The sequence below is a fragment of the Paenibacillus sp. P36 genome, assembly GCF_045866505.1.
Taxonomy (GTDB): domain Bacteria; phylum Bacillota; class Bacilli; order Paenibacillales; family NBRC-103111; genus Paenibacillus_E; species Paenibacillus_E chondroitinus.
This window is the reverse complement of record NZ_AP038372.1, coordinates 1,879,944-1,893,768: the sequence shown is the minus strand read 5'-3', so window position 1 is coordinate 1,893,768 and position 13,825 is coordinate 1,879,944. Positions and strand designations below refer to the sequence as shown.

The window sequence follows — 13,825 nt, the reverse complement described above, 5'->3', positions numbered from 1 at the left end:
TCCCTTTACCTATCGTTTGGCAGCGTAAAAATCCTGTACGACCCTCCGGGCCGTACAGGACCCCTGCGTTATTTTTTGAATGACTTGTCGTAGGATTGCTGCATGATTTCCGTGTAACGTTTGAGGTTTAATTTATTTAAACCGGCTACATAGGCATCCCAATCCTTGTTCAAATCTTTGGATCCTGTGACGAACTGCAGCGAGTTCTGATCGATGTAGTTTTTAATATTTGTCTTCAGCATAGCGGCTTCGTCAGCTGTTGACGGATCGATCCAGATCGCCCAATGCGGGAATACATCTTTTGGCTGCTTACCGTCATACAGATGCGTAGCTTCTTGCAATCTACGCTCATAACCCGTTGTATCATAAATATCCGTAGCGGCTACCCAGCTGTCCCGGAACTCTTTCGGTTGGAAATATTGCGCCATCGCGCCCCAAGACGAGTTGTGCGGAGTTTCCCCTGTCGGCGTTGGAATCGTAGCCAGAAGCGGAGTCGCTGATTTCTCTACAGGAGAATCTCCATCCTTTGGTTTCCGCCAGTCTTTCCCTTCTTCACCAAAGTGACCACGGATTTGACCTTCCTGTGTAAACATGTAATCGACTAATTTGATAGCAGCGATTTGAGCTTCCTTGCTTGCTTTATTTGTAAGTACGAAGGTTGCTCCTGGATCGCTCGGGTAGTTATATGTTGCAAACGCCCCATTCGGCCCTGTCAGCGGTGGAACTGGATCATACGTTTTGGAATTATCCGATCCGCCCGTAACAAAAATGTACGGGTGCATAGCAGCACCAGCGCCTAGAATTTGCGCATCCGCATTGTCGCCAATCTTCTTGTATGCGGTTGCATTTTGCGTGAATGCTCCTTTGTCAATTAAGCCAGCGTCATACATGGACTTCACGAACTGCAAGCCCTGCTTCCATTCATCTTTGTTCGCTGCTACATCCACTTTGCCATTGTTCAGCAAGAGGTAGGTACGATCGTCGTCATAGATAAAACCGTTCATAAAGTAAGGGATGATGTGAACCCCGTAGTCCTCAATAGATCCGCTTAGCGGCACTTCGTCCGCTTTGCCATTGCCGTTCGGGTCCTTGGTTTTAAAAGCTTCCAAAACTTGCTTATATTCATCCAGTGTTTTGGGCATCGTCAGATTCAGCTTTTTCAGCCAGGACGAATTGATCCACATTTTATTCGGATACGAGCAGTGATAACATTCGACCAGTTGCGTTAAGCCATATATTTTGCCATCGGGAGCTGTGTTCATCGCCTTGAAGTAAGGGTATTTATCCAAAGCCTTTTGTACATTTGGTGCATATTGTTTAATGAGATCGTCCAGCGGAAGAATCACGCCCTGCTGCGAGTAACGAAGAATATCGGTTTGTGAAAATTTATCCACCCAAGGAATCAGCATGTACAGATCCGGATAATCGCCGCTGGCCAGTGAGATTTGTCTTTTCTCAGCCGCACCATCGAAAGGAACGGTTTGCCATGAAAACTTAATGTTGAATTTCTGCTCCGCCAATTTGGAAAAGCTGTTTGTCGCCAGATCGACATTCGCGTCTTGTTGCGCAAAAATCTTAATTGGAACCGGAGCGCCCGTGCCCTCCACTGGTTTTGCCGCGCCCGTTGCGCCAGGTGTACTGGTATCAGAAGCAGTTGGGGATGTACAAGCTGTGAGAACCAAGCTGATCGTAAGCAGCATTATCCATAAGGTTGAAACTGTTTTTTTCAAATGCGCCCTCTCCCTTTCGTTGTCAAATGGTAACCCCTGCATGTGTTTTATCCAAGCTTTCAAGCTCTTTCTCATGTATTCCCGAGCCGCACCACCACCTCTCCTAGGTGTCTCCTAACCTTTCACAGAACCAATCAGCATCCCTTTGACGAAATATCGCTGTACAAAAGGATAAATGACCAAAACAGGTAAGCTTGCTATGACAATGAGCGAGTATTTGGTCAAATCAGCAAACTGCTGTCTTCTCAGCTGCTCCGCCGCATCAATATTGCCTGACGCCGCCGAATTGAGAATTAGAATACCTCGAAGAATCAACTGCAAGGGGTATAAACTTTGTGTTTTCAAATAGATCAAAGCATCAAAGTAAGCGTTCCACTGTCCGATGGCATACATCAAAATCAGCACAGCGATGATCGGTTTAGACAAAGGAAGCACAACACTCCATAGAAAACGAAAATCGCTGCAACCATCCATTTCACTGGCTTCCGCCAATTCATCCGGTATGGAAGACTGAAAAAACGTCCTGGCAATAATGATTTGCCATACCCAAATGGCTTGCGGGATAAGCAGCGCCCACCTCGTATCGAGCAGACCCAGCTGTTTGACGACCAAATACGTCGGAATCAGACCACCGGAGAAAAGCATTGTAAAGGTAATGAACATCATCAGTGCGCTGCGCCCAAAAAAGGTCCTTCGCGACAGCGGATAAGCCAAAACAATCGTTAACGTTACGCTAATTAATGTGCCGAAGAACGCATAAAATAACGAGTTTCCATAGCCCTGAAGTACCTGCGGATTGCTTAATACAACCTTGTATCCCACGAATGTCAGGTCCACGGGCCATAACCACACACGTCCGGATGAAACGGCGAGGGGGCTGCTTAAGGATGAGCTGACAATGAAGACTAGCGGATAAAGAACGACGATCAGTGCGATCCCCAGAAATAGATACACACCCGTCAGGAACAGCCGGTCCCCCGTCGATTCACGAATGCGACGCCCCATCTTGATCATTTGGCGGCTCCTCTCCTTTCTTTTTACCAGAGACTTGTACTAGAAATTCTTTTGGCTATCGCATTAACCAGCAAAAGCAGAATCAAATTAACTACCGAATTGAACAAACCAACTGCCGTTGCGAAGCTGAAATTCGCATTCAATAACCCGATTTTATAGACATAAGTAGCGATAATTTCAGCGGTTTCGAGATTCAGCGGATTTTGCAGCAAATAGATTTTTTCAAATCCGACGGACATGATGTTACCCACACTTAATATCAAAATGATGACGGCTGTGGGCATAATGCCAGGTATATCAATATGGATGATTTTCTGAAATCGAGAAGCTCCATCCACTTTTGCCGCTTCGTACAGCGACGGGTCTACCCCGGCCAATGCGGCCAAATAAATCACGGCTGAGTACCCTGCGCCTTGCCATACATCAGACCATACGTAAACACTACGGAACATGCTCGGGATGCCAAGAAAGTTAATCGATTCTATGCCAAAGCTTTGCAAAATGATATTGATCACGCCTAATCTCGGGGAGAGAAGCAGCATAATCATGGAAACCATAACAACGGTTGAAATGAAGTAAGGCGCGTAGGTGACGAGTTGCACGGCTCTTTTGAAAAAACCATTACGGATTTCGTTTAGCGCCAAAGCGAGTAAGATCGGAACGGGAAATCCGATTGCGATCTGATATAAACTAAGGAATAACGTGTTTTTGATCAACACCCAAAATTGCGGGTTATTGAAGAAGAGATGGAAATGCTTGAGCCCGGCCCAAGGGCTGTGCCAAATTCCTTTGACAACGCTGTAATCCTTGAAAGCGATGACGGCGTTCACCATTGGAATATACTTAAAGATAAGGAAGTACAGAACAGCCGGTATAATAAGTAAATAGAACTGCCAGTGCTTCCGAAAGCTCTTGCTCGCCTCCATCCACAGCCTGGACTTCTTCTTGGTCACACTCGGAGCGCGTGTTTCTCTGACGGATACGGTATCCAGATCAATCCCTCCTGTTTGGTAGCGCTTTCTATCTATACAAGACCACATTTTCCCCATCAGCGTAAAGGTACATCTCAAAATGATGCGTACATCCGCCAAAAATTGAAAAGGTACACTTGCATCTGACAGGTACATTTCTCAGAAGAATGCCAAACGGCAGGTCCTGATGGAACCCGCCGTTCTGTTATTAGCCTTTATACACTGCGCAGCATGTACGTTTGACCTGCCTCCGTATCGAAACGGATGACTCCCTCCGTCACACGTTCAAAAGGTACTGGCTTGCCATTCGATTCAACCATGAGCGAAGTTTCCTTGGTGCGAATGTGGCAGCTGCCACCTACCTGCACTTCGATCTCCGCTTCTTTAAGAGCGCCGCCCTCCCATGAGAGACTAACGCCTATTGCTCCTCTTGCTCGAAGTCCCTTCACATAGCCATTCGGCCACGCTTCTGGCAAAGCAGGCAGCAAGGCAATCTCGCCGGCATGCGATTGGACGAGCATTTCCGCCACACCGGCGGTAAATCCGAAGTTGCCGTCAATTTGGAAAGGCGGATGCGCATCGAACAAGTTGGCATAAACGCCACCACGATGATAGTTCGTAGCATCTTCCTCCACTAGCTGAAGCAGATTGGAAATCAGCTGCAGCGTGCGGTTTCCATCCTGGAAACGCGCCCATAAGCAGATTTTCCAAGCCAAGCTCCACCCTGTGCCGCCATCCCCGCGCCGCTCCAAGGAATTTCGCGCAGCCTGATACAGCTCCGGCGTTCCCTGCTCCGTCAATTGACGTCCAGGATAAATGCCGAACAAGTGCGACACATGACGATGATGGACATCCTCATCCTCCCAATCCACCGACCATTCCTGAAGCTGGCCGTGCTTGCCGATTTGCATCGGCTTCAACTTCTCTAAAGCTGCCGCTATCTCGTTTCTAAGGGACTCATCCTCCGCCCGCTTCAGCACATCGACAGCCTCGATGCTATTCGTAAACAAATCCCAAATTAACGACATATCCATCGTCGTTGCTTGGCTCACACCAGCCTTTTGCCCATCTGCGGTCACAAACTTGTGCTCCGGCGAGGTGGAAGGCGAAGTGATCAAATGGCCATTTTCGTCCATATGAAGCCAATCCAGACAGAAAAGCGCTGCTTCTCTCATGATCGGATAAGCGTGCTCACGCAAATAGGTCTCATCCTTCGTGAACGCATAATGCTCCCAAAGATGCTGGCTAAGCCATGCCCCTGACATCGGCCACAACGCCCATACTGGATCACCTTGTCCATAATCCCCGACTGGCGCTGACTGGCACCAGATGTCTCCGTTATGATGCGCCACCCAACCACGGCAGCCATAATTCGTTTCAGCCGTTTTCCGCCCATTGGTGGACAAGTTCTGTATGTAGCCGAGCAGTGGTTCATGGCATTCAGATAAATGGCACGTTTCTGCAAGCCAGTAGTTCATCTCCGCGTTAATGTTCAACGTCAAATTACTGCTCCATGGCGGTCTCAATTCTTTGTTCCATATGCCCTGGAGATTGGCTGGCTGCGATCCGGCGCGTGAGCTTGCTATCAGCAAATACCTGCCATATTGAAACAGCAGCTCGACGAGGCCGGCATCCTTCGCCCCATACTGCTTAATTCGTCGATCCGTTGGCATCTCCTCAGGTGCCTCAGAAGCGCCAAGGTTCAGCTCCACACGATTGAAGAGCGTGGTGTAATCCTGAATATGAGCTTGCCGCAATTGCTCATAGGATTTGCTGAGCGCCTGTTCCAGGCGTAACTCATTCGTGGCGGACATATCACCGATCTCCCTTGCTGGAGGTTTATCGTATCCCTGAAAGCTCGTTTCCGCGCTGAAGATCAGCGTTACAGCACTGGCTTTTCTAATATGCAAGCCATCATGATCAAGGGTAGCAGTACCATCTTCCAGACGAACGCCAAGTCGCCCTTCAAAGCGCATGGCCTCCGTTGTCTCAGGATCTCCATATAGGACGGGCTCATCGCGGTTGTAATAGTTAGGATCAACGTGCTCCGGGCAGATGCCTTGCAAGAAGAGATGCTCGGCCGTTTGGATCGTTCGATACGGATGAGGACTATCCAGCCGAGCTGTGAAATTCAAAGCACCTGGAGCGCTTGCTTCAAGACGAATTACAATGACTCCATCCGGATATGAAGCGAACATTTCGCGTTTATACACGATTTCCCCAATGCGATACTCCACCCTGGTGATGGCACTCGTCAAATCCAAATTGCGCTCATAGGCTCGAACCACGCCCCCGTGGAGAAATTTCAAATAAAGATCGCCAAGCGGCATATAGGATTGGTTATATGGCCCCATCATCCCCTTGCTCTTCTTGTCCGCTTCCTCGTAGCGACCTTCTGCAAGGAGTTCGCGAACTTCCGCTAGAACGTTTTTCGCATTCGGATTGTTTCCGTCAACAGGCCCACGGCCTGACCAAAGCGTATCTTCATTCAGCTGCAAATGCTCGACTTCCGGTTCGCCGAAAACCATGGCCCCGAGTCGGCCGTTCCCGATAGGAAGCGCTTCCGTCCATGCTTTGGCGTAGCTTTGATAACGTAATTTCAAAGTTAACAGCTCCTTTTTACGAATGAAATCATGAACTCCCCCACTTAATCACAAAACGGACCTCCTGTATAGGTACACTTCTATCACAAGGGTACGCCTATGCAAAAACCGCCTTAATTGACCGTTTTTCGGTAAAAGCTCGGGGAAACGCCTGATACGCGCTTGAAAGCTCGCCGGAACGCATGCGCGCTATTATAGCCGACATATTGCGAAATTTCATCGATCGTATGTTGGCTATTAAACAGAAGATCCGTCGCTTTTTTAATCCGAATCTTCTCTAAATAGTCCGATAAATTTTCACCGGTGTGATCCTTAAATAACTGGGAAATGTACTTCTCCGGCAGCTCGACGTCAACCGAAATCTTATACAGATTCAAATCGGAATCTGAGTAATGTTGATCCAGGAAATCCACAATTTTGTTGATCATTTCCCCCGTACTATCCTCTTTTTTCTTAAGCACTCTACTGCAGAACGCTTCGAGCAGCTCAAGAATGTCATTGCGGAATCGATCGAGGCTGGCGGAGAGCTGCAAATGCTCAATCCGCGTTTTCAGCCCTTGCGACACAGCTTGATCCGTGAAGGGACTGTGCTGCAGCAGCTTAAAGAACGTCCCTTTCAACTCGCCGAATAATTGCTGAACCATCTCCGCCGATAGCTGCCGTTCTGTGAAGTTCTGTGCCAGCAGCTGTTCAAAAATGCGATGAACCTCTTGCAGCTCGCCGATCTTGACCGCATTCAGCATCCGCAGCTCCATATCAATCGGGTAGTAGTAGCTCGTTGATTCCTTGATCACATCCCGGTACCAGATCGTTTCCGCCTCTTCCATAAAAACCGAATAATCAAGCGCACCCCTCGCTTCCTCAAAGGAGCGGCTGCTGTCGGAAAGGGACTGGAAGCTGCCGCCAATGGCCACCGTCATTTGAATCCGGTACTCCTCTTTCACATATTCTCTCAGTTGTTCAAACAATCCAGACAAATTAGCCGTCATGTCCTCCCCTTCCAATTCGGCGTCCTCTTCCTTCAGCGTCATCAGCATGGCAATTTTATCCGAGTCGATATCCGTTACATTGAGTTGAAAAACACGGCTCAAATCAACGAGACATTTTTTGATCAAAAGCCTTGCCGCATTCAGCTCGTGAATAATTTCCTGACTGACCAAACCGCTGTAACCGTTAATCCGAATGATGGCTACATGGCCGGTTTCATTTTTCAAATTCATGCTTGGCAGGGAATGCATCAATGTTTGAACTTCCTGCAGAGAATCAAATTCCCCTTTCAATAGCCGCTTTACAAAAGCATCTTCTAACAAAGGCAGCTGGCGCTTCAGCTCCTCTTCCAAAGAACGCTGACTTGCTAATAAGTCGGAAATATTTCCTTGCAGAAAATCGAACGCATTTTTCCCTTTGTACCCGCCTTGGCCAATTTGCTCCCGGAAAACCGAAACGATCCGATTGATGGGCGCACTGTTCCTGTAGGCAAATAATAAGGCCGCAATAATTCCTAACAATAACGTTGAAATTGTGATCGTCCAAGTTACCTTGGCAATGAACACCGACTGCTTCAAAACGACGCTTTTGGGCAAGCCGACAACATACACCCAGCCGTTATAGGTCGATTTCGAGGAAATAAGCAGCGTTTCGCCTTCAACGATGTTCCCAGGTTGTTGACCGATCATCTGCGGGATATTCATCGCTCGAATTTGGGCATCATCAATGCCGACTCTGGCAATCGGATGACCGTCCTTATCGCTGATATAGGCCCAGCCCCCATACTGCTGCGGAATGCGTTCCAGCATTTTGGCGATTTCATTTTCATCAATCAAAATCACGGCCGTACCGAGCGAATGCTGAAAGCTATCGAAAGGAATCGACTGCAAATAGGTAATGACGTTGCTTTTCTTTCCATTCCCGATAAAAGGCTTTGAAGGCAGCGTCTCCCTGCGATGAATATTGCCTAGCAGACCCTGCTTCCACTGGACCGGATCCACATCCTCGTAATGGTACAGGTCGAAGTAATCATCAGGACGTACATACACACCGGATGGCGTAAAAATAGCATGATAATTGTTCAGATAAATGTAGAAATCCTCCAGAAAAGTGTTCGTCAAGCTGTAAGCCGCCGTATTACGCCATGACTTCCATAGTGCATAAACGTCGTAGTGATCGACATCCACTTGCTGATTCAGCACATAGTTCAGTTCCTGGTCCAACGACAGTTGTCTTGTAATGTTCTCAACCTCTTCCATTCTGCGATCCAAGACGTCTTTACTTTGGTTCAGCATCATTGCGCTTGCTTCAAGCGAACTGGACTTAATAATGTCCGAAGAAACATAATAGGAGATGAACCCCGTCACCATCGGAATAAACAGAATGAGCACATAGGAAACAAGAAAACTTCTGAAAATGGGGGAATGCTCCAGCTTCAGGTTGAAAGTCAGCTTCATCACAACTTGTTCACCTCATCTATTTGTAGGAGCTCATTAGAGTAAGCGTTTTCATTTCGCCTTCTATCATAAAATAAAAGCTGGATTTTGTCTGTCGAAATTAGGCGGCCGGCTAAAATCCAAGACGGGCCGGTTCCGACGCCAAAAAGAGCCTCCGGAGACTTTTATCTGACGAAAATGGTACTTTTCGACTGAGATAGGTGTCTCTGGGGCTCTTTTTTTCCCGATTTTTATATGATTACCCGTTAAAGCTGTCGCGCCACTTCAATAGTTTTTTCTCCAGAATCCGTACCAAGGAATCGGAACCTTTGCCTACGAAAGCAAAGATCAAAATCCCAACAAACACAATCGCCGTCTGCGAGAACTGTCTGGCATCCAGAATCAAATAGCCAACTCCCTCGCTTGAGCCCATGAGCTCAGCTACGACCAAACCTAACCACGCAACGCCGATCGACAGCCGTAAGCCAAGCAAAATATTAGGCAGCGCCGCTGGCAAGACCAACTTCGTAATTTGTTTAAACTTACTGAATTCCAGCACCCGAGCGACATCGAACAGCTTGGAATCTACGTTCCGAATCCCCAGGAAAGTCTGCACATACAGCGGGAAAAACGCCCCTTTCGCAATAAGCAGCACCTTGGAGAACTCACCAAATCCAAACCAGAGAATAAAGAGCGGCGTGATGGCCAAATGCGGGATCGTCCGCAGCATCTGCACAGAAGGATCAACCGTCTGCTCGAACTTGCGGAACAAACCCACCAGCAGGCCAAAGGCCAGCCCTAAACTGCCGCCAATCAGAAAGCCGACAGCCGCACGCCAAATACTAATTCTCACGTGTCTGAAAAGTTCACCGCTAATGAGTAAGTCATAAAAAGCCTGGCCTATCGCATACGGCGTGGGCAGCAAGGTTTTGGAAACGATGCCTAATGACCCGAAAATCTGCCATAGGATTAAGACGGTCAGGGGCAAAATACTCCCTCGCACAACAAGCTCCCATTTGGCTTCTTTCCTTTGCGGCTTTGAAAGGCTGGGCTGTTCCGTCGAAACGGGTGGTTCCGCTGCCTTCGTCCGGGATATGGGCTGATTTTTTGCAACAATAACTTCGGCTTGACTCATCGCTGCTCCCTCACTTTCATTCTCATTTAGTTAAATACCCGAGCTGTCGATCAGCTCTAATTCATCAATAGGTTCAAATTCACTCAGTACCAGCTTGCGCAGCTCTTGGAACGAGACAGTTGTCTTTTTTCGCGGATAGGGCAAATCGACTGAAATGATATTACGGATCGTGCCCGGACGAGCATCCATCACGACGACTCGGGTAGCCAGAAACACAGCTTCATCGATATCATGCGTGACAAGGATCATCGTTGTCCGGTTCTTCTCCCAGATGTCGAGCGCAACCTCTTGCAAGTGTGAACGCGTGAAGGCGTCCAAGGCCCCAAACGGCTCATCGAGCAAAAGCACCTTCGGATTCCTGAGCAAAGCTCTTGCAATGGCAACGCGCTGCGACATCCCTCCCGATAACTCCCTCGGGTACGATTTCTCAAAACCTTTCAGCCTCACTAGCTCAATCAGGCGATCTACGCGTGCCCGGACGTCAGGGTCTTTTAAGCTAAGGTCGGCGGCGATGTTCTTTTCGACGGTCAACCAAGGGAATAAGCGATGCTCCTGAAAAATAAATCCTTTATCAATACCAGGCTTTTCTACCTGTTTCTGTTCGAGCAGTACTTTTCCGTTATGTTCGGTATCCAGCCCGGCGATGATCTTGAGCAGTGTGCTTTTACCGCAGCCGCTTGGACCGATGATAGTTATAAATTCACCTTCTTTAATTTGTAATTGAATGTTATGAAGTGCTTCAACCCGGTGCCCTTGGGGCGTCTGAAACCATTTGCTTGGCAAATCAATATCTAATGATAGTACGCTCATCAAGTTTTCCCCCTTTAGTCATTTATTCGAATATAAAAAAAGAGACTCCCATAAGAACCCCATTACGGGGAAGGTGGGAAGTCTCCAGATATCTGGTCGACACGATTTAATTCATAGTGATTAACTTGGATATAAGGGGATCATATCACTACAAAAAATGGAAGTCAATCCTATAATCCTTATATAACCCACTTGTTTTATCGGAATTAATATGCTAGCATAACTAATCAATAACCCATGCAGCCCATTGGTCCACCAAAGGCTCTCCAAGCACCGCTCATCAGCGGCTAGCTTGTGAGAGCCTTTTTGCATACTCGGGGGCTTATATGTAAGGACATTATTCGGGAGGGATGAAAGATGAGTACACCTGAGCAGAGACAACTGCGTTTAGGAGCATTTCTATTTCAAGTAGGCCACCACGTGGCGTCTTGGCGTTATCCGGATACAGATGCCCAAGGCATTTTGCAGCATGCGTTTTACGAGCATTTTGCCCAGACAGCGGAGCGCGGCAAATTCGATATGATTTTCCTCGCAGACACACTTGCGGTCGTGGATCGATTTAAAACGAACATCAAGCATACCGTAACCGTTCGGCCTGAACCCATCACGTTGCTTTCCTATTTGGCAGGTGTTACGGAACATATCGGATTAGCGGCAACTGTATCTACTTCGTATCATGAACCGTACAATTTGGCGCGTGAGTTCTCCTGCTTGGATCACTTGAGCGGAGGGCGCGCAGCGTGGAATGTCGTGACCTCAGGCCGCGATGAAGAAGCTCATAATTTCAGTCAAGACCGTCACCTCGCCCATGATAAAAGATATGAACGAGCCCGTGAATTCGTTGATGTCGTCACCTCCCTCTGGGACAGCTGGGAAGATGACGCTATTGTGGCAGACAAAGAAAATGGCATTTTCGCTGATCCCAACAAAGTGCATGAGTTGAATCATCGCGGCGAGTTTTTCGCTGTACGTGGTCCTTTGAACTTGCCGCGCTCACCGCAAGGCAGACCCGTTGTCATTCAAGCGGGAGCATCGGAGACAGGGAAACACCTTGCTGCCGAGACGGCGGAAGTTGTCTTCACCGCTTGGCAAACGCTAGAAGAGGCGCAGCTCTTTTACCGCAGCGTCAAGGAGCTGGCTGTCACTTACGGCAGATCGCCGGACGACATCCTCATCATGCCGGGCATTTTCCCGGTCATCGGAGCAACCGAAGAAGAGGCGCGTGAGAAGGAAGCGCTGCTCCAATCCCAAGTGCTGCCTGCCGTCGGACTATCCATGCTTTCTGCATCGCTCAATGTTGACTTGACCGGCTATCCGCTGGATGGCCCGCTGCCTGATCTTCCGGAGCTGCAGCAGGTGAATGGCGGCAAAAGCCGCTTCCAGCTCGTCTCCGATATGGCGCGCCGGGAAGGCTTGACGATCCGCCAATTGATGTACCGAGTGACGGGCGCTCGTGGTCACCGCACCATTTATGGCACGCCGGTCCAAATCGCCGATCAGCTGGAAGAATGGTTCAAAGGTGGCGCTTGCGACGGCTTTAATATCATGCCGCCTTATTTGCCGGGAGGTTTGGAAGAATTCGTAGAACTCGTCATTCCTGAGCTTCAGCGAAGAGGGCTGTTCCGTACCGAATATGAAGGAACAACCTTGCGCGATCATCTAGGGCTGACTAGACCGCAGAGCCGTTTTCAGAAGGCTGAATCCGTAAGTAGATATTAAGTAATAAATGATAAGTGATACGTAAGCATTGAGAATTGGGGGAATGTATCAATGGGAACTAACCATGGGCAAAGACAGCTTCATCTGGGGGCTTTTATATTTGGCGTTGGGCATCATATCGCGGCTTGGCGTTATCCTTTTACAGATACAGGCGGGCTTTTGAAGCTTGATTTCTACAAGCGATTTGCCCAAACAGCAGAGCGAGGGAAATTCGATCTTGTTTTTATCGAAGATATCCCCGTACTGCCTGAGCCGCTGAACCGAGCTGTCCAGTATACGCTGCCGGTCCGGGCGGAACCTTTGACCCTGCTATCTGCACTGGCTTCGGTCACCAAGAAGATCGGGCTAGTCGGAAACGTATCGACGACCTACAGCGAGCCCTTTCACGTGGCGCGTAAGTTCGCTTCCCTCGATCATTTAAGCGGAGGGCGGGCAGGCTGGAATGCCGTCACAACCAGCATGGAAAATACCGCCAAGAACTTCGGGCGCGACCATCATTTGGATCACTCCCTCCGTTACGAGCGGGCCAAGGAATTCGTTGATGTCGTAACCGCTCTCTGGGATAGCTGGGAAGAAGGCGCGCTCGTTATCGATAAAGCAACCGGCCAATTCGCTGATCCGGATAAAGTTCATGAGATCAATCATGTTGGTGAACATTTTTCCGTGCGCGGTCCCTTGAACGTTCACCGTTCAGTGCAGGGACGTCCCGTTGTCGTGCAGGCCGGTTCTTCCACGACGGGTCAAGCCTTTGCTGCTCAGACGGCAGAGGTCGTATTCACAGCTTGGCAGACACTGGAAGAAGCACAAAGCTTTTACGCCTCCCTTAAAGGGCAGCTTCCCGCTTATGGACGTTCGCCGGACGAACTGAAAATATTGCCTGGCGTCCTGCCCTTCATCGGCGCGACAGAAGAAGAAGCGAAAGCGAAGGAAGCCGAATTTCAGGATCTTGTCCTCCCTGCCGTTGGGCTGGGGATGGTGCAGAACATCCTGAGAGTCGATCTTTCCGGCTATCCGCTGGACGGACCGCTGCCTGAATTGCCGGATGCCACCGAGATTAATGGCGGCAAAAGCCGCTACCAGCTGCTGCTGGATATGGCGCGCAGAGAGCAGCTCACGATTCGCCAGCTCATCCATCGGGTGACCGGGGCCCGCGGACATCGAACCATCGCTGGAACGCCGGTCCAAATTGCGGACCAATTGGAAGAATGGTTCGTGAATAAAGCCTGCGACGGCTTCAACATTATGCCGCCTTATTTGCCTGGCGGACTGGATGAATTCGTCGATCTGGTCATTCCCGAATTGCAGCGGCGCGGCTTATTCCGCTCAGATTACGCGGGAACTACGCTGCGCGATCATCTCGGTTTGACTGAGCCTGCGAATCGCTTTGCTCAGCGCTCGGCCACATCTGTTCACTAAATTA

The 13,825-nt window shown here is 49.0% G+C and carries 9 protein-coding genes; 2 read left to right on the top strand and 7 right to left on the bottom strand.

What is annotated here, in order from left to right; genetic code table 11:
- Positions 1–68: 68 nt before the first annotated feature.
- From ACKTT9_RS08665 to ACKTT9_RS08635, 7 genes are all read right to left on the bottom strand, one after another.
- Positions 69–1,730: an ABC transporter substrate-binding protein gene (locus ACKTT9_RS08665; protein ID WP_407871235.1), complete on the bottom strand. Its 1,662-nt coding sequence runs from the start codon at positions 1,728–1,730 to the stop codon at positions 69–71.
- Between the two features lie 114 nt (positions 1,731–1,844).
- Positions 1,845–2,744, bottom strand: coding sequence for a carbohydrate ABC transporter permease (locus ACKTT9_RS08660; protein ID WP_407871234.1), 900 nt, complete (start codon positions 2,742–2,744; stop codon positions 1,845–1,847).
- Positions 2,745–2,767: 23 nt separating this feature from the next.
- The gene (locus tag ACKTT9_RS08655; protein ID WP_127456771.1) at positions 2,768–3,622 is read right to left on the bottom strand and encodes an ABC transporter permease subunit; all 855 of its coding nucleotides are present in this window, start codon (positions 3,620–3,622) and stop codon (positions 2,768–2,770) included.
- A gap of 308 nt (positions 3,623–3,930) precedes the next feature.
- A complete protein-coding gene (locus tag ACKTT9_RS08650; RefSeq protein WP_407871233.1) occupies positions 3,931–6,318 on the bottom strand; it encodes a glycosyl hydrolase family 95 catalytic domain-containing protein in 2,388 nt (795 codons plus the stop codon).
- A gap of 113 nt (positions 6,319–6,431) precedes the next feature.
- On the bottom strand, positions 6,432–8,762 hold the full coding sequence (locus ACKTT9_RS08645) for a helix-turn-helix domain-containing protein (protein WP_407872991.1): 2,331 nt from the start codon (positions 8,760–8,762) through the stop codon (positions 6,432–6,434).
- A gap of 238 nt (positions 8,763–9,000) precedes the next feature.
- A complete protein-coding gene (locus ACKTT9_RS08640) occupies positions 9,001–9,876 on the bottom strand; it encodes an ABC transporter permease (protein WP_407871232.1) in 876 nt (291 codons plus the stop codon).
- Between the two features lie 30 nt (positions 9,877–9,906).
- Positions 9,907–10,686 carry an ABC transporter ATP-binding protein gene (locus ACKTT9_RS08635; RefSeq protein ID WP_157323111.1) on the bottom strand — a complete coding sequence of 260 codons (780 nt, stop codon included), beginning with the start codon at positions 10,684–10,686 and terminating at the stop codon, positions 9,907–9,909.
- Between the two features lie 357 nt (positions 10,687–11,043).
- Here ACKTT9_RS08635 and ACKTT9_RS08630 point away from each other — a divergent pair, with 357 nt between their 5' ends.
- Together ACKTT9_RS08630 and ACKTT9_RS08625 are read left to right on the top strand one after the other, a co-directional pair.
- Positions 11,044–12,405 (top strand): LLM class flavin-dependent oxidoreductase, encoded by a 1,362-nt coding sequence (locus ACKTT9_RS08630; protein ID WP_407871231.1) that lies wholly within the window; start codon positions 11,044–11,046, stop codon positions 12,403–12,405.
- Between the two features lie 51 nt (positions 12,406–12,456).
- On the top strand, positions 12,457–13,821 hold the full coding sequence (locus tag ACKTT9_RS08625; protein ID WP_407871230.1) for an LLM class flavin-dependent oxidoreductase: 1,365 nt from the start codon (positions 12,457–12,459) through the stop codon (positions 13,819–13,821).
- Positions 13,822–13,825 lie beyond the last annotated feature (4 nt).